Source organism: Streptomyces sp. NPDC002467, from assembly GCF_042889825.1.
Classification (GTDB): domain Bacteria; phylum Actinomycetota; class Actinomycetes; order Streptomycetales; family Streptomycetaceae; genus Streptomyces.
Genome location: NZ_JBIARJ010000003.1, coordinates 112,117 through 128,014, shown reverse-complemented (window position 1 = coordinate 128,014; position 15,898 = coordinate 112,117). Strand labels below are relative to the sequence as shown.

The following is a 15,898-nucleotide window of genomic DNA, read 5'->3' as shown; positions in this document are numbered from 1 at the left end:
TCAGTTGCTCCTCGGCGGGGTGGGCGCCGGCCCCGGGCTGGGGGACGGGGTTCCGGGTTCCGCCGGGCCGGTGCCCGTTCCGGTGTGGGGCCCTCCACGCTCATCGTAGATCGGGTCGACGGAGACGTGGTGACCGGCCGGGGTCTGCGATTCCAATTGCCGGATGGCGGTGGCGCGCTGCTCGTCGGTCAGCGCGTGCCAGGCCATCGCGTCGTCCGGGTGCGGCTCCAGCCTGTCCCAGTTCTCACCCCGGGTCCTGATGTCGCCGCCGCGGCTGCCCGATTCGTCCCCGTACTGCTCGTTCAACTCCCGCACCCCGGGGGTGTCCGCGGCGTAGAGGGTGAAGAGCTGTTTGTCGGTCCTCGCCCCGTAGGGGTTCTCCTGAATGTCCTTGAGGTGGAAGGCACTCATGCGGATGTTCTCGTCCGGGTTCTCCTCGATGGATTTGGTGAGTTGGGCGTCGTCGAGATTCCCGAGGAAGGTGCCGTCCCGGAGGGTGAACGCCTCGGGGTTGCGCATCATCACCTCCCGCGCCGTGTCCGGCTTCATGTGTGTGATGCCGAGGGACTTGTCGGGCTTGATCGACTGCTGCAACGCCCAGTCGAAGATCCGGCCGGTCTCGGCCGGCGGGCCCGTCAGGCCGGGGCTGAAGTTCTGGTACCACTGCCGTTCCTGCCACAGGATCGCCAGGAGCAGCTTGCGGCTGATGCCCGTCTCCGCCGCGGCCCGGTTCACCGCGGCGTACTGGGCGGGTGAGGCGTTGATCGGGTGGAGCCCCTCCGTACCGCCCGCCAGCGCCAGCGCGATCGAGAGCGGCGAGCCGGGGGTCAGGGCCTCCTTGGCCGGCTTCGGGTCCGAGACGGCGGTGAGGCCCTCGATCGTGCGCAGGGCGCGTGCCGTGTCCACGTCGGCCTCGGTGGCCTTCCGCAGGGCGTCCGTGATGATGCCCTGCGCGTGGTTGACCGGTTCGAGGTGTTCGGTACTGCCCTGCGGCACCATGACGGGGCGCGACAGCTGGACCCGCCCGCTGTCGTCGACCTTCAGGTCACGGGTGCGGGCGTAGTCCAGGGCGCTGTTCAGGTCCCGCTGGGCCGCCGTGATCACCTCGGCCAGGTCGTCGTAGGCCTTGGCCCGCGCGCGGAGGGCCAGCGCGGACGTCTCGTAGTCGTCGGCGTGCTTGACGAAGCGTTCCGTGGCCGCACGCCCGGACTCGCCGACCCAGCACCGGTTGACCGTCCTGGCGACGTCCTGGCGCGCGTAGCCGGCGAGGCCTTCGCACTGCTTCGCGGCAGCCACCGCGTCGTCGACCAGGTCCGCGAGCTCCCTGAGCCTGCGCTGCCAGGTGCCCACGCAGTCGTTGCCGGCCGCCCCGGCCACCCACCCGGCGTGGCCGCGGCCCACGGCCTCGGCGTCGTCGAGCGTGGACTTGCCCCGGGCCTCCGCGTTCGCCGTACGGATGGCGGACGCCTTGGAGCGCACGGGCCCGTCCACGAGGCCGAGGTCGGGCTCCGCCGCGGACGGTGATGCGCCGGGGCTCGGCTGGGCAGTCGGTGCGGGCGAGGGCCCGGCGGAGGCGAGGCGCATAATGGCCTCTCCCTTCGCCCGGGTCCATTCCGCCTCGAATTCGAACGTCATTGCCCCACCCTTGGACACCCGATTGCCCCTGGTGCACCGTTTTCTGACGAAAGGTCAACTCCCGGCCGGAGAGGTTTCTCACTCGTGTCGCAGGCTCGTGATCAGTTCGCGCGGCAGGCCGTGGGTGTCGTGGAGGTAGTGGAAGTCCTCGTCGGTCAGGCGGCCTTGGAACCGGGGGCGGGCGAGTACCTGGCGGCCCCGGTCCAGGAGTTGGCGGAAGCGGTGTTCCTCCTCGCGCAGCACGCGCAGTACGTCGTCGGGGTGGATGTCCTGCCGGAAATGGTCGAGGGTGTGCCGGACCGGTTCCTCCGGGAGGTCTTCGAGACCGCGCGAGGGGTCGTCCCCCCACAACAGGGTCAGCACCCTTCGCACGAGGCGGCGCAGGACGTAGCCCCGTCCGGTGTTGGCCGGGCGCACGCCGTCGCCGAGTACGACGACGGCCGAACGCAGGTGGTCGCAGACCACGCGCAGCGAGGTCTCGTCCAGGCTCCAGAGGGACGGGACGAGGCGGCGCCACGGGTCGAAGACGTCGCACTCGAACACGGACCGCTTGCCCTGGAGCAGTGAGGCCAGCCGCTCCACGCCGAGTCCGGTGTCGACGTTGCGCCGGGGAAGCGGCACGAGCGAGCCGTCGTCGAGCCGGCGGTGGCTCATCGTCACGTGGTTCCACACCTCCACCCAACGGTCGTCCCGGGTGGGTGTCGACCGGGGCGGGCCCTCGCCGCTCCACAGGAAGATCTCGGAGTCGGGCCCGCACGGTCCGACGGGGCCGTTCGACCACCAGTTGTCGTCCACGGTGAGTTCGACGGGGACGCCCCGGTCCTGCCACAGGTGGAGGGAGTCGGTGTCCGGGCCGGTCTGCCCGTCGCCGGCGTGGACGGTGGCGTGGAGGAGCCCGGGGTCGATCCCCAGCCCCTCGGTGAGCAGCCCGTATCCCCAGTCGAGGCTGACCGGGCCGCCGTAGTCGCCCAATGACCAGGTGCCGAGCATCTCGAAGACGGTCAGGTGCGTGGAATCGCCGACCTCTTCCAGATCCGTGGTGCGCAGACAGCGCTGTACGTTGACCAGCCGTCGGCCCAGCGGATGGGGGCGGCCCTCCAGGTACGGGGTGAGCGGGTGCATGCCGGAGGTGGTGAAGAGCACGGGGTCGCCGGGCGGTGGCAGCAGCGTCGAGCCGACGACGCGGCGGTGGCCTCGCTCTTCGAAGTACTCGATGAACGTCTTGACCAGTTGTTCCGTGTTCACGGGATGGCTCCTTCGCGTGGAAGCGTGGGAGGCACCGGAGAACGGGACCATGCGACCTCCGACCGGGGCAGGGGTGCCACGGCACGACCGACGGACCGTTTCCGGTCGCCGGGGAGAGGGGGACGTCAGGCGGCGGCAACCGGCGAGCGGGGCGCTCGCGCGGTCGCGGTGGTGCTGGGGCCGGTGACGTTCATGCCCCCGACCGTAGCCCGGCCCGGCCTCCGCGGCACCCGGTTTTTCGTGTCCCTGGAGGTACGGGAGGTGTCCGGGTGATCGCGACGGCGGGCCGGGGCGCGGTTCAGCGCGCCGGCGGGACTCCCGCCCCGCGGTACCTGATGTTGACGGCCGCCGCCTTGGCCAGGGCCGCGGGGTTCAGGAAGCGCACCGGGCCGATCAGGCGGGCCGCGAACATGTACATGTGCCGTGCCATCGATTCGTCACGGGCCGCGGCCGAGAACACCAGCCGTTCCCCGGGGTTGAACGGACGGGCCTTGGCGAAGTCGACGGCCATGGCCTGGTGGCCGCGCAGCCGGCGCCGGTGCCGGCGCCCGTACCCGACGAGCGCGCGGTCGAGGTCGCCCCGGCCGGCCGCGGCTGGGGCGACCGCCTCCACGAGCCATTGCGCGGACTGGAAGGCCCATCCGCATCCCACGCCCCACAGGGGATCACCCGTCAGGGCGGCGTCGCCGACGAGGGCGATGCCGGGCGCCGTCGGGTCGCGCGTGACGAGCGGGTAGTCGACGGTCCCGATGAACTTGGTGATCCGCTCGGCGGAGTCGATGGGCGGCGCGTCGGGCAGGGCGCGGACGAACTCCAGGAAGCTGCCCTCCAGGTCTTCCCTGAAGGCCGGCAGCCGCTTCTTGTCCGGGAGCACCGCGAGGACCGTCACCCCGTCGTCGTTCGGGAAGGCGTAGGCCATGTCCGGTTCGAGGAACCAGGTCTGACCCACCCCGCCGCGCAGCGGAAGGTCGCGGAAGTGCGCGAGATAGCCGAACCTGGTGTTCTCGTGCACCTTGGTCGGCACCTCGGCGAACTTCGCCACGGCCGAGTCCTTGCCGTCGGCGCCCACCACCAGCCGGGCCCGGATCTCACGGTCGCCCTGCGGCGTCGACGTACGGACACCGACGGTGCGCCCGGCTTCCCGTACCAGACCGGTCACGCGGTGGCCGGTGAGCAGGTCGACGCCGGGGGTTCGCGCCGCGCGGGACCGGATCAGCGGATCGAGGGTGCTGCGCCGGATGTTGTACCCGTGCGGCAGCGCGGGGCCCTGCGGGGCGGACTTCGGCTCGATCCATCCCCAACGCGTGTACCAGCGGGCATCGTTGTGGAGGGCTCCCGCCTCCTCCAGCTCTGGTATGAGGCCGAGTTCGTCCAGGACCGGGTGGGCGTTGGCCGTGATCGAGTGGGTGCACAGCGGTTTGTACGCGTGGGGGTCCGAGCGGCGCTCCAACAGCGCGACGCGGACACCGCGTCGAGCGAAGAGGATCGCCGCGGTGCAGCCGGCGAGGCCGGCTCCGCTGATGACGACGTCGTAGTCGTTGGTCATGTGCTGATCGCTCCCTTTGGGGTGTGGTGCCGTTCGTGGGAGTGGTGCGGTGCCGGATCGGTCGGAGGTTACCCAATGGTAGGAGCGGAGCGTCGGATGACGGTCCGTCAGGACCGGGACTCGTGGCATCCCCGTACTCCCCGGTAGCGTCTTTTGATCACTCGCCGCCTAGAGTCGGCCCCATGACTCTCGCTCATGACACAACCGGGGACGGACCCGCGCTGGTACTGCTGCACTCGGCGGCCTGCGACCGCAGGATGTGGGATCCGCAGTGGTCCGCCCTGGCCGAGGCCGGATACCGCGTGGTGCGCCCCGACTTCAGGGGGTTCGGCGACTCCCCGCTGCCGGACCGGCGCCACAACGACGCGGAGGACGTACTGGACCTGCTGGACTCCCTGGGCGTCGATCGGGCGGCGCTGGTCGCCTCCTCGTACGGCGGACGCGTGGCCCTGGAGATCGCCGCACGCCGACCGGACCGGGTCTCCGCCATGGCGCTGCTGTGCTCCGGGCTGCCCGGGCACGAACCCGGCGTCGCGCTGGAGGCGTTCGGCGACCGGGAGGACGCGCTGCTCGAAGCCGGTGACGTCGCGGGGGCCGTGGAACTCAACCTGGACACCTGGCTGGGGCCGGACGCCGGGGAGGCCGTGCGGGAGCGGGTCCGCGAGATGCAGCGCCGTTCCTTCGAGGTGCAGTTGGCCGCCCCCGAGGGAGCCGGGCGGAGGCCGGTCGAGGTCGACCTGGCGGCGGTGAAGGCGCCCTGCCTCGCCGTTTCGGGCGGCCACGACGTGGCGGACTTCCGGCAGATCGCGGCCCGGCTGCCGGAGCTGCTCAGCGACGCCCGGCACCTCGAACTGCCCTGGGCCGGCCATCTCCCCAGTCTGGAGCGGCCCGAGGTCGTGACGGAGCTGCTGCTCGGCTTCCTGCGCGAGACGGTGTCCGCGGACTGAGCCGAACGGCCGGGCCGCGGTCGGGCCGGCCCTGGTCATCCCGCTCTCTCCCGGCAGGGAGCCAGGCGTCTAGCCGGGGAGGCGGAAGCCGTTGAAGAGGTCGTCCATCCCGCGCAGGGCCAGGCGCGTGGGGGTGGCCCGGACCGCGAGGTCGCGTGCGGCCGCCGCGAGCGGGTGGCCGATGGCTCCGAGGCGGCCGACCCGGCGGGCCCGGACGCGTACCGCGTCGGTGCGGTCGCGCCGGGCGGCGGTGTACGCGGCCAGGGCGGCCGGGACGGAGTCCGTGCCGTTCGCGCCGTCTCCCGTGGGGAGCAGATGGGCCAGGACCACCGCGTCCTCGATGGCCTGGCAGCCGCCCTGGCCGAGGTTGGGGGCCATGGCGTGGGCGGCGTCGCCGAGCCAGGCGATCCGGCCGTGGTGCAGGCGGGGAAGCGGGGCCGCGAGGTCGTACAGGTCGTTCTGCAGGACGTCGGCGGGAGCGAGGCGGGCGACCCGGTCCAGGAGGGCGGGGATCGGGTCGTGCCAGGCGCCGAAGCGGGCGCGGAGTTCGGCTCGGGCGTCGGCCGGTCGGGTGCCGGCCGGGACGACCGCGGTGGCGTAGAGGTAGTGGCGGCCGTCGGAGAGCGGGGTCACGCCGAACCGCTGCCCCCTCCCCCATGTCTCGCTCATGGCCGCTATCCCGAGGTCCGGGGCGTCCACGATGGTCCGCCAGGCGGTCTCGCCGATGTAGTTCAGGCCGGGGTGGGCGGGGAAGTACGCGCGCCGCAGCGGGCTGTGGATGCCGTCGGCGGCGACGACGAGATCGGCGGGCAGGTCCGGTCCGGCCTCCGTACGGACGATGGGGCGTCCCCGTGCGTCGTCGACGGCGGTCACCGCGGTCCCGTAGCGGACGGTCCCCGGCGGCAGGGCCGCGGCCAGGGCGGCCGTGAAGGCGGGACGCGGGACGGCCACGGGGGCGACGCCGTAGCGGGCGGCCATGTCCGCGGTGCCGGCTCGGGTGAGCCACTGGCCGGCGGAGCGGCGTACGCCCATCGTCTCGGGCACGGCGCTGCCGGTGGCGCGGGCCGCGTCGACGCCGATCGCGGCGAGTGCGCGCAGGGCGTTGGGCGCCAGGCCGATGCCTGCGCCGGTGACGGGCGGTTCGGGGGCGCGTTCGCAGACGGTGACGCGCCAACCGCGCCGGTGCAGGGCGATGGCGGCGGTGAGACCGCCGATGCCCGCCCCGGCGATCACCGCTTGGCGCTTCGGCATGACACACCTCACCGTTCGGTCCGGACCGCCCCTACGACTGCGGCTGGGTACGGCCACTGTAGAACGCGGCCCGGACAGGGCATCATGCCGCCCGTGACGGCTACTGGTACGGGTTGAAGGGGATGCCCGCCGGTTTGGCCTTCGCCAGGTGGTCGGCGAAGGCGCCGTCCTTCAGGCCGAAGTGCGCGCTGCCGAAGTCGGCCTGGCTCAGCTTGTCCCGCAGTCCGGCGGGGTAGCCCGACCATCCGACGAGTGCGGGGAACTGCCAGGTGTGGCGGTGGTTCTCCGGCGGTTCGTCATTGTTGTTCGCCGCGCGGAAGCAGTGCGTGCCGACGCCGTCCTTGTGGTAGACGATCTTCGGGTGGGTGCCGTCCCAGCGGATCTGGTCGCGGGCGTGGACGACGAAGTCCCCGTGCGCGGAGGTCGAGACGTACTTGGCCTCGTTGCCCTGGATCCACACCACGACGTGTTCCCAGTCGTGGCGGTGGCCGCCGAGACTGATGCCGGGGATCGCCTGGTCCTTCTCGAAGTACAGTCCGTAGATCACGGCGCACCAGCCGTTGTTGCAGGTCCAGCGGGAGTAGCCGTTGGTGTTGGCGAGGTCCGAGGCGTCGCGGCAGTTGCCGTTGAGGGCGCCGGTGGGGTTGAGCCCGCCGTTGAGCACTCCGGTCGGGCCGATGGCGGGGGTCGGGTAGCAGCCGTCGGTGTCGTAGTCGTAGGCCGGCTGGAACGTCAGCTCGATCGCCTCGGCCTGGCTGGGCAGGGCGGGCGGTGGCGCGGCGAAGGCGACCTGGGGAACGGCGACCACCAGCGCGAGGGCGGCGCCGACGACCCCTAACGATTTCCGGATGTGACGGTTCGTCCGCAAGGCGTGCCTCCTGGCCGGCCGGGTTCGGGATGGCGCGTGCATCACGACCACCGTCGGCCGACACGCCGGGCAGCATCATTCGCGAACCGGGGCGGCGCAGCAAGGGTGTGGGCGGCCTCTCTTTCCGGCATGAACAGCCACGAACTGCCGTGCTGCGGGCGCCCTTTGCCGTCGTTTCCGAGCGGGACTCGAGCCGGGACGGGACCGGAGTGCGGTGGGGCAACGCCTCGCCCTCGTCCCTGTCCGGGTTCGGCGATAGCCTGCACCGTGGACGTCGGTCGCCGGGAGACCGCCCGCCCGCGACGGACCGGGTACGGCGACGGCCGGCGGACTCACAGCATGGTCAGGGAGACACGCACCAGCCGGACAACGAGGGGCTCATGAACCTGAGGCGACGAGTGAGGGCAACCGACCGCACGACGGCAACCGTGAAGTTCGTCGTCCAGGCGGGGCCGGGGACCCCACTCACCGTCCAGTTCGAACCCCAGGGGACCGAGTTCGAACTCGCTCCCGGCGACCACCTGACCGTCGAATGGCCGGTCCGCGCGGAGGGACGCCTGCTCGGTGGGGTGATCCATGGGCCGGACCGACTCACCCTGAGCGAGCCGTCGGGGGGATCCGCCCGCCTCTGGAACTCGCGCGGCGAGGAGCTGTCGGTCTTCGGCCGTTAGAAGGCCTCGCGGGCCCGGAGCGTGACCGCCGCACGGCGATGGACTCGCTCCGAACTCGATCAGAGCGTGTTCATCAGGATGATGGCCGCGAGGTCCAGCAGGATCACGGTGATGACGCCGATGACCATGGCCCAGGCTTTGCGCGACTCGTCCATGCGTACGAGTCTCCCCCGGACCCGGGCCTGCCGCGAGACGGCGGCCCGGGTGCGCGACGGCCGGCCGGTGTGGTTGCGGTCGCCGTGGGTTTCAGGCGACCCAGGCGTTGGTCATGCCGAGGACCGCGGAGCCGTCCTGGTCCGCCAGCTTCGTCCCGGTGAAGCCGCGGGCCCATTCGGAGGTCTGGATGCGGAACGCGGGCGTTTCCGCGGTCAGCGCCTCCATGACGGCCTCGGCCGCGCCCGCCGGGGTCTGGGCCCCGTTCATGAACTGGGCGACGGTGCGGTCGATGTAGTGGCGCATCGCGTCGGCGTAGGGACCGGCCGCGGCGACGGTGGCGTCGATGTCGATTCCGATGTTGTTGACGAACTCCGTCGCCACCGCGCCGGGCTCGACGACGGACACGGCCACGCCGACGGCGGCCGCGACGGGGGCCAGGCTCTCCATGTACCCCTCCACGGCGAACTTCGCCGCGCAGTAGGCCTCATTGAAGGGCTGGCCGATGACCCCGCCGACGCTGGTGACCGTGATCAGACGGCCTCCGGTGGCGCGCAGGTGCGGCAGGGCCGCCTTCGACACGTTCAGCACGCCGAAGAAGTTGACCTCCATGACCTCGCGCACGTCGGCGACCGACTCGAGTTCGAGGGTGCCGACGTGCCCGGCGCCCGCGTTGTTCACGACGGCGTCCAGACGGCCGTAGTCGGCGACGATCCCGGCCACGGCGGCGGCCACGGAGTCCTCGTCGACGACGTCGAGCTGCCGGATGTCGAGTTCGACGCCCGCCTCGGCGGCGGCCTTGCGCAGGGCGTCGGCCCGACCGGTGTCACGGAGGGTGGCGACCGTGCGCCATCCGGCACGCGCGGCGGCGACCGCGGCCGCGAGGCCGATCCCGGACGAGGTACCGGTGATGAGGACCGTCCGGACGGACGTGTCGGGGGTGGTGGCGGCGGTGGGGTGCGTCGACATGGCGGTGCCTTTCGTTGGGCGTGTCACCGAACGTGATTTATGTGCGTGCACACACACTATAAATTTATGTGCGTGTGCACGCAAGCTCTACACTGCCGACATGGCGAAAAAGCTCACCGAAACCGAGATGCCGACGGCCGACTACGCCTTCTACGGGCTGGTCTGGGCGGGCACCACTCTGACCGATCGCGTCGACCGGGCCCTCGTCAAGGCCCACGACCTCCCGGTCTCCTGGTTCGAGGTGATGCTGTGGCTGGCTTCCAGCCCCGAGCCGGTGCCCGCCTCCACCCTCGGGAACAGCACGCTGCTCAGCCGCAGCCAGGTCTCCCGCGTCGTCGACGCCCTCCACAACCGGGGCCTGGTGACCCGTACGCCCTCGGCGCGCGACGCCCGGTCGGTGGAGGTCTCCCTCACGGATGCGGGTCGTACGGTGTTCGCCGCGGCCGACGCCACGCGGCGCGAAGCCCTGGGGCCGGTCTTCACCGGGCTGCTCGACGAGCAGGACCTGAAGGACCTGGAAAGGGTGTGGCGCAAGCTCAAGGCCGTCAAGGCCGCGCAGGCCGACAAGGCGTAGCGGACACGCGGCACCCGTCGGGCCATCGGCGGCCCGACGCGGGACCCCGACGGGTGACCCCGACGAGCGACCCGCTTCAGCCCGCGCTGCCGCCGCCGGAGGTGAGCGTGGCGGCGGCAGCGAAGAGGCGGGCGCAGCGGTCCGTCATCGCCGCCGGGGTCTGCTCGGGATGCTTGACCCACCAGCGGACGAGGGTGGCGACCAGGTCCCGCCAGACGTACTTGAGCGCGTCGGCGTCCAGCGGGTCGGCGGAACCGGCCGCGCGCAGCAGTTCGGCCGTGCCGCCCGCGGCGAGCGCGTCGATGGCCGACCAGTACTCCGAGGCCCGGCGCTCGGCCTCGCCGCCTGGCGGCAGCGTGGTGTCGTACAGCACGAACCACGCCTCCCGGCGACCCTCCAGGGCCTCGAAGATGCCGCGCAGCACGCGCAGCGGCGTGTCCGGTCCGGCGCCGTCGGCCCCCATTGCCGTCCGGACGGCCTCCAGGATCCGGTCCCCGACGGGCACCAGGCAGGCGACGTACAGCTCCTCCTTCGTGCCGAGGTACTGGTGGAGCAGCGTCTTGGTGACGCCCACGCGGGCGGCGATCGCGGGAAGCGAGGCGGCCGCGTAGCCGCGGGTGCCGAACTCCTCCGTGGCGGCCTCCAGCATCTGCCGCAGGCGGTGCTCGCGCGGGACTCCCTTGGTGCCGGCTCTGGTCGGGGGGGTTGCCATGCGTCGATATTATCAGTAGGTAATTTACCTATAGGTAAATTCCTGCGACCTCTGGAGCGCATCCATGGCCGGCACCACCCCGCAGTCGCAGTCCCGCACCCGCTCCTGGTGGGGCTGGGGCTGGACGGACGCGCATCCCGACGACGCCGAATGCGCCGCGATGGGAGCGATGATCCCCGGAACCCTCGCCCGCCCGCTCCCCGTCCCCCGCGTACGCGACCTGGGCATCGGAGGACCCTCGATCGAACCCCCGCGAAGCCTCGAACACCTGGTCACCGCCGACCCGGAGGACCGCGCCGCCCACGCCATGGGCAAGGCCTACCGCGACGTGATGCGGGCCCTGCGGGGGCGGCCCGGCCGGATACCCGACCTCGTCGCCCGCCCGACGGACGAGCGCGCGGTGGCCGACCTGCTGGAGTGGGCCGGCGACCGGCGGGTCGCGGTCGTCCCGTACGGCGGGGGCTCCTCGGTCTCCGGCGGCGTGGAGTACCGCGGTGACGCCCACGGGGCGGTGCTGTCCCTCGATCTGACGGCGATGCGCCGTGTGCTGGAAGTCGACACCGAGGGGCGGGCCGCTCGCATCCAGGCGGGCACCCTCGGACCGAGCCTGGAGGACCAGCTGCGGCCCCACGGACTCACCCTGCGGCACTTCCCGCAGAGCTTCGAGTTCTCCACCCTGGGCGGCTGGCTCGCCACCCGTGCGGGCGGCCACTACGCCACCGGCCGTACGCACATCGACGACTTCGTGCAGTCGATGCGCGTGGTCACCCCGGCCGGCACGAGCGGTTCCTGGCGGCTGCCCGCCTCGGGGGCCGGCCCCTCCCCCGACCGGCTGTTCCTCGGCTCCGAGGGCGCCCTCGGCGTCATCACCGAGGCCTGGGTCCGGCTACAGGAACGTCCCCGTCACAAGGCCTCCGCCTCGGTCGCCTTCACCCGCTTCGACGACGCGCTCCGGGCGGTGCGCGCCCTCGCGCAGTCCGACCTCTCCCCCGCCAACTGCCGTCTGCTGGACGCCGGCGAAGCGGCGTTGTCGGGTGCGGCGCGGGACGGCTCCTCCGTACTGGTCCTGGGCTTCGAGTCGGCGGACGAGCCGGTGACCGACCGACTCGAACGCGCCGTCGGCCTGGCCCGCTCGCACGGCGGGCGTCCCGGCGGTACGTCCGGCACGCAGGCGGGCCCCGGCGGCGACGCGGCGGTGAGCGCCTGGCGTTCGGCGTTCCTGCGGATGCCCTACCTCCGTGACGGTCTGGCCAGGATGGGGGCCGTCGCGGAGACCTTCGAGACGGCGGCCTGCTGGGACCGGATCCCCGGCCTGATCGAGGCGGTGCGCGGCGAGGTCGGCGCGGCCGCACTCAAGGCGACCGGCCACCCCGCCACCGTCAACTGCCGTCTGACGCACGTCTATCCGGATGGGGCGGCACCGTACTTCACCGTCCTGGCCGCCGGTCGGGACGGTGACGAGGACGCGCTCTGGGACGAGCTGAAGGCCGTCGCGGTCGAGGTCCTGCACCGGCACGGGGCGACCGTCACCCATCACCACGCCGTCGGCCGGGACCACCGTCCGGGCTACGACCGCCAGCGCCCCGAGCCCTTCGCCCTCGCACTGCGCGCCGCGAAGAACGCGCTCGATCCGCACGGCGTCCTCAACCCCGGCGTACTCGTGGACTGACCCGGGGGCGGGCCGGCCGGCCACGGCGGCGGCCGGCCCGCGCCCGTACCCGCTCTCAGCGCACCTCGACGGTGACCGTGCCGCCCGGCGACACCCGCTGCGTGACGTAGGTGTACGTGACTCCGTCGACCACCTTGGTGCGGGCCGGCCGGGCCACCCCGTTGACCGTGACCGTGGCGTGGCTGCCGGGGAAGCGGGCCTCCCAGGTGTAGGCGGAGCTGCCCGAGGTGTGGCCGAGCGTGGACTTCGTCGCCCCGTCGTGCCGCAGGGAGAAGGTCGAGTCGCCGATCCGAAGGTCGTCGATCCCCAGCCAGTCCATGCCCGACGGCAGCCGTGACAGGGTGCTCAGGGCGTGTGCGGGCGCGTCGGGGGTGACGCCCAGGAGACCCTCGACGGTCTGTCCGACCAGGGTGAAGGAGACCTCGGGATAGTCCCCGTTGGTGCCCTGCTTGGTGTTGACGTGCTGGACGTCCTTGCGGTCGTAGACCTGCTTCATCCACTTCCAGGCGGTGTCGTTGCGGTCGTTCCGGAAGAAGGTGTCCGGCAGGTACGTGAGGGCCTCGATGTTGGTGGGCCGGTCCGCGCCCGAGGCCTGCTGGTCGATGTAGTCCAGGTAGGCCTCACGACGGGCGCCCGGATCCACGATCTGCTTCATCGGCATGAACCAGCTGTTCTCCTTGCCCCAGCCGGTCAGCGCCCGCCCGTCCGTGGTGTAGCCGCGCACCATGTCCGCGCCGGAACCGGTGCCGCTCCAGGTCGTGTTGAAGTACGCCTTCAGGTCACGGGCCTTGGCCTCGTAGCGGCCCGCGAGCACGCAGTCGCCCTTCGCGCGGGCGAGCGAGGCCACCGCAAGGTACGCCTGGTACTGGGAGCCGATCGCGTCGCCCGCCTCGGCGAGCGGCTCGCCGCTCTGCTCGTTGTAGCTGGCGGTGCCCTGGAAGATGCCCTGGCCGGTGCCTTCGGCGACCTTGACCGCCCCGTTGTCCTTGAGCCCGTCGTGCAGGGTGACGAACTCGTCGGTGGTGTGCCGGTAGAAGTCCCACAGGACCGGGTCCTCGATGTAGGAGCGGTCGCCGCTCCAGCGGTACGCCTCCTCCGACTTCTGCACCAGCTCGAATCCGGCGGGGACCTCGCGGACGAAGTTCGAGGGGCTCTTGTAGTCGATCGAGAGGTAGGTCGTGGTGTCGAAGTTGAGGGCCCAGGCCGGGTAGTACTTGTGCGCGGGGGTGGCGGAGGCGGCGAAGGAGCGGAGCATCGCCTTGTTCTCCGCGTGCAGGCCGAGGACCCCCGCGCCGGCGAGCTGGTGGGCCATGTCGCGCGAGTAGTAGCCGCTGCGGTTGGCGTAGCCGGCCCAGTAGGAGGGGCCGTAGGTGCCGGTCCCGCTGCCACCGGTGCGGTTCTCGTCCACGTTGAGCGGGCCCTGGGTGCCCGGCAGGTGGACCCAGCTGTTGGCCTTGCGCTTGGACCAGTCGAACATCTCGACGATCTTCGGGTCGGAGGAGCTGATCCGCGGGTCCACGGGGGACGAGGGCGAGACCATCACGTCGTCGGCGTTGACCCAGGCGTCCCCCGACTCGAAGGCGATCTCCAGCCTGTCGCCGGGGGCGAGGGTGATCCGACCGAGCGTGTGGCGCCGGTAGCCGGAGGCGCTCGGCAGGGCCTGGGAGGCCGCGACCGCGCCGTTGACCCGGGCGACGTAGCGCCCGTTCGGGCCGCCCGTCGCGATCCAGGCGGATATGTCGTACGTTCCCCGGCCCGTCGCCGTCACGGTCTGGGACACCTTCATCCCGGGCCCGCCGTCGAGGTAGGCGAGCCGCGCCCCGCCGTGCGGGTAGTTCGTGGCGACGCCGGTGCCGGAGGTGAACTCCCAGCCCGTGCCGCCCTGTTCGAAGCCCGGATTGGTGACGGCGAGCAGGGCGGGCGCGGCGGGCGCCGGCGGCCGGGCCGCCGGGCCCGGCGACGCCGCGGCGGCCGGGCCGCCGAAGACGAGGGGGGCCAGGGGCGCGAGCAGGGCGAGGGCGGACAGCAACGGCACACGGGAACGCGACATCGGGTTCTCCCGGGGTGTGTGTGGTGGGGCGACCGGTCTGCACTGGACGGGGCGCGCGGCACGCTAGCAACCCTCCTTGCTGTTTTGCAATCAGTCCTGCCAATTTCCCTTGCGGGATCAGACTGGAAGTTTTCATCGATGTATTGCAAGTGGCGAGGGCATCTGGCTACAGTCCGGCCATTCGGCTTCCGCAACGGTGCGAGCAGGGGTGGGTCAAGGCATGGAACTGGAACGTCGCAGAGTGCTTCGGATGGGCGGCGCGCTCGCCGCGGGAGCCGGGCTCACCGGCCTGACCGCCTGCTCCGGCACGGGTGACACGGGTGGCGGCGGGACCGCCGGGGCGAAGGACAAGGGGAAGATCTCCGTCTGGTCCTGGCAGGGCCCGGCCGCCGAAATGAAGGCGCTCGTACCGGAGTTCAACCAGAAGTATCCGGACATCGAGGTGACGGTCGAGGACATCGGCAACCCGGCGATCTGGGACAAGATCACCACCGGGCTGGCGGCGGGCGGCCAGGGCCTCGCCGACGTCCTCCACATCGGGGTCGACTACCTGCCGGGCTACGTCGAGAAGTTCCCCGGCGGCCTCGCCGACCTCGCCCCGCTCGGCGCCAACGCCTACCGGGATGCCTTCGCCCAAGGCATGTGGCAGACCGTGTCCCCCGACGGCAAGCGGGTCAACGCCCTGCCCTGGGAGGCGAACTCGGCGGGCTTCTACTACCGCGCCGACCTCTTCGAGAAGGCCGGTGTGGACGCCGGCGCCCTCCAGACCTGGGAGGAGACCATCGAGGCCGGCAAGGAGATCAAGCAGAAGACCGGCGCCCATCTGCTCGGCATCGACAAACCCGCCTCACAGGCCGACGCCGCCAACTTCTTCCAGATGCTGCTCCAGCTGCAGGGCACCTTCTACTTCGACCTCTCCGGGAACATCACCCTCGACTCCCCCGAGGCCGTGAAGGCCATGACCCTCATCAAGACGATGAACGACGCCGGTCTGGTCAGCGATCTCGCGGGCGGCTGGAACACCCTGATGAGCTCCCTGAAGGAGGGGACCGCGGCCGTGCTGCCGATGCCCACCTGGTTCGGCGGCGTCATCGAGGAGCAGGTTCCCGGCGAGGCGGGCAAGTGGAAGGTCCGGCTGCCCCCGGCGGTCCGCCGCGGCGGATCCACCGCGGCCACGGTCAACTCCACCCACCTCGCCGTCGCGGGCAGCAGCAAGCACCAGGCCGCCGCCTGGTCCTTCGTCGAGTTCGTCCTCACCCGCCCCGCCTCCCAGGTGCGGACCTACCGGGGCAAGGGCATCGCCCCCGCGCTGATGGCGGCCTACGACGACGCCGTCTTCCACGAGCCCTCCGCCTTCTTCAGCGGGCAGAAGAAGGGCGAGGTCTTCCTGGAAGCCCTCAAGGCCCCCTCGTCCGCGTTCAATTACACCGCCGACTACGCCCGCGCCCTCAAGCTGGTCACCGACGCCCAGTCCAAGGTCCTGCTGGCGGGCGCCGACCCGGCGAAGGTCCTCAAGGAGGCCGCCGAGCAGCTCGGCCGGCAGACCGGGCGCAAGGTCTCCCGGTGACCGCGACGCTCACCGGCCGCGCCGCCCGCGTCGCCCCCGCC

13 protein-coding genes are annotated in these 15,898 nt (G+C 71.9%); 5 read left to right on the top strand and 8 right to left on the bottom strand.

The window, feature by feature from the left end; translation table 11 throughout:
- The 3 genes from ACFYYJ_RS06975 to ACFYYJ_RS06965 form a co-directional block, all read right to left on the bottom strand.
- Positions 1–1,635 (bottom strand): hypothetical protein, encoded by a 1,635-nt coding sequence (locus tag ACFYYJ_RS06975; protein ID WP_389129349.1) that lies wholly within the window; start codon positions 1,633–1,635, stop codon positions 1–3.
- Between the two features lie 78 nt (positions 1,636–1,713).
- Entirely contained in the window at positions 1,714–2,880 is a 1,167-nt protein-coding gene (locus tag ACFYYJ_RS06970; protein ID WP_389129346.1) for an alanine--tRNA ligase-related protein, read from the bottom strand.
- Positions 2,881–3,178: 298 nt separating this feature from the next.
- The gene (locus tag ACFYYJ_RS06965; RefSeq protein WP_389129343.1) at positions 3,179–4,426 is read right to left on the bottom strand and encodes an NAD(P)/FAD-dependent oxidoreductase; all 1,248 of its coding nucleotides are present in this window, start codon (positions 4,424–4,426) and stop codon (positions 3,179–3,181) included.
- Between the two features lie 182 nt (positions 4,427–4,608).
- Between ACFYYJ_RS06965 and ACFYYJ_RS06960 the strand changes: the two genes are divergently transcribed.
- On the top strand, positions 4,609–5,373 hold the full coding sequence (locus ACFYYJ_RS06960; RefSeq protein ID WP_385366463.1) for an alpha/beta fold hydrolase: 765 nt from the start codon (positions 4,609–4,611) through the stop codon (positions 5,371–5,373).
- Between the two features lie 69 nt (positions 5,374–5,442).
- On the opposite strand, the gene ACFYYJ_RS06955 is transcribed toward ACFYYJ_RS06960, so the two are convergent.
- The gene (locus ACFYYJ_RS06955) at positions 5,443–6,624 is read right to left on the bottom strand and encodes an FAD-dependent monooxygenase (protein WP_389129340.1); all 1,182 of its coding nucleotides are present in this window, start codon (positions 6,622–6,624) and stop codon (positions 5,443–5,445) included.
- Positions 6,625–6,724: 100 nt separating this feature from the next.
- A complete protein-coding gene (locus tag ACFYYJ_RS06950) occupies positions 6,725–7,534 on the bottom strand; it encodes an NPP1 family protein (protein ID WP_385128467.1) in 810 nt (269 codons plus the stop codon).
- Between the two features lie 386 nt (positions 7,535–7,920).
- On the opposite strand from ACFYYJ_RS06950, the gene ACFYYJ_RS06945 reads away from it, so the two are divergent.
- The gene (locus ACFYYJ_RS06945) at positions 7,921–8,163 is read left to right on the top strand and encodes a hypothetical protein (protein ID WP_385128466.1); all 243 of its coding nucleotides are present in this window, start codon (positions 7,921–7,923) and stop codon (positions 8,161–8,163) included.
- A 246-nt stretch (positions 8,164–8,409) separates the two neighbouring features.
- Here ACFYYJ_RS06945 and ACFYYJ_RS06940 read toward each other — a convergent pair whose 3' ends face one another.
- Positions 8,410–9,285, bottom strand: a complete 876-nt coding sequence (locus ACFYYJ_RS06940) for an SDR family NAD(P)-dependent oxidoreductase (protein ID WP_385128465.1) — start codon at positions 9,283–9,285, stop codon at positions 8,410–8,412.
- A gap of 100 nt (positions 9,286–9,385) precedes the next feature.
- On the opposite strand from ACFYYJ_RS06940, the gene ACFYYJ_RS06935 reads away from it, so the two are divergent.
- The gene (locus ACFYYJ_RS06935) at positions 9,386–9,859 is read left to right on the top strand and encodes a MarR family winged helix-turn-helix transcriptional regulator (RefSeq protein ID WP_385128464.1); all 474 of its coding nucleotides are present in this window, start codon (positions 9,386–9,388) and stop codon (positions 9,857–9,859) included.
- Between the two features lie 76 nt (positions 9,860–9,935).
- Here ACFYYJ_RS06935 and ACFYYJ_RS06930 read toward each other — a convergent pair whose 3' ends face one another.
- Positions 9,936–10,571, bottom strand: coding sequence for a TetR/AcrR family transcriptional regulator (locus ACFYYJ_RS06930; RefSeq protein WP_389129336.1), 636 nt, complete (start codon positions 10,569–10,571; stop codon positions 9,936–9,938).
- Positions 10,572–10,635: 64 nt separating this feature from the next.
- Between ACFYYJ_RS06930 and ACFYYJ_RS06925 the strand changes: the two genes are divergently transcribed.
- Positions 10,636–12,240 carry an FAD-binding oxidoreductase gene (locus ACFYYJ_RS06925; protein ID WP_389129333.1) on the top strand — a complete coding sequence of 535 codons (1,605 nt, stop codon included), beginning with the start codon at positions 10,636–10,638 and terminating at the stop codon, positions 12,238–12,240.
- A gap of 55 nt (positions 12,241–12,295) precedes the next feature.
- On the opposite strand, the gene ACFYYJ_RS06920 is transcribed toward ACFYYJ_RS06925, so the two are convergent.
- Positions 12,296–14,290, bottom strand: a complete 1,995-nt coding sequence (locus ACFYYJ_RS06920) for a hypothetical protein (RefSeq protein ID WP_389129331.1) — start codon at positions 14,288–14,290, stop codon at positions 12,296–12,298.
- Between the two features lie 220 nt (positions 14,291–14,510).
- Between ACFYYJ_RS06920 and ACFYYJ_RS06915 the strand changes: the two genes are divergently transcribed.
- A complete protein-coding gene (locus ACFYYJ_RS06915) occupies positions 14,511–15,857 on the top strand; it encodes an ABC transporter substrate-binding protein (protein ID WP_385128459.1) in 1,347 nt (448 codons plus the stop codon).
- The last annotated feature ends 41 nt before the right edge of the window (positions 15,858–15,898 follow it).

Excerpts from the sequence above, each read along its gene's own strand:
- ACFYYJ_RS06975 (WP_389129349.1), bottom strand. The coding sequence starts at position 1,635 with ATGACGTTCGAATTCGAGGCGGAATGGACCCGGGCGAAGGGAGAGGCC.
- ACFYYJ_RS06965 (WP_389129343.1), bottom strand. The coding sequence starts at position 4,426 with ATGACCAACGACTACGACGTCGTCATCAGCGGAGCCGGCCTCGCCGGC.
- ACFYYJ_RS06960 (WP_385366463.1), top strand. The coding sequence starts at position 4,609 with ATGACTCTCGCTCATGACACAACCGGGGACGGACCCGCGCTGGTACTG.
- ACFYYJ_RS06955 (WP_389129340.1), bottom strand. The coding sequence starts at position 6,624 with ATGCCGAAGCGCCAAGCGGTGATCGCCGGGGCGGGCATCGGCGGTCTC.
- ACFYYJ_RS06950 (WP_385128467.1), bottom strand. The coding sequence starts at position 7,534 with ATGCACGCGCCATCCCGAACCCGGCCGGCCAGGAGGCACGCCTTGCGG.
- ACFYYJ_RS06940 (WP_385128465.1), bottom strand. The coding sequence starts at position 9,285 with ATGTCGACGCACCCCACCGCCGCCACCACCCCCGACACGTCCGTCCGG.
- ACFYYJ_RS06935 (WP_385128464.1), top strand. The coding sequence starts at position 9,386 with ATGGCGAAAAAGCTCACCGAAACCGAGATGCCGACGGCCGACTACGCC.
- ACFYYJ_RS06930 (WP_389129336.1), bottom strand. The coding sequence starts at position 10,571 with ATGGCAACCCCCCCGACCAGAGCCGGCACCAAGGGAGTCCCGCGCGAG.
- ACFYYJ_RS06925 (WP_389129333.1), top strand. The coding sequence starts at position 10,636 with ATGGCCGGCACCACCCCGCAGTCGCAGTCCCGCACCCGCTCCTGGTGG.
- ACFYYJ_RS06920 (WP_389129331.1), bottom strand. The coding sequence starts at position 14,290 with ATGTCGCGTTCCCGTGTGCCGTTGCTGTCCGCCCTCGCCCTGCTCGCG.
- ACFYYJ_RS06915 (WP_385128459.1), top strand. The coding sequence starts at position 14,511 with ATGGAACTGGAACGTCGCAGAGTGCTTCGGATGGGCGGCGCGCTCGCC.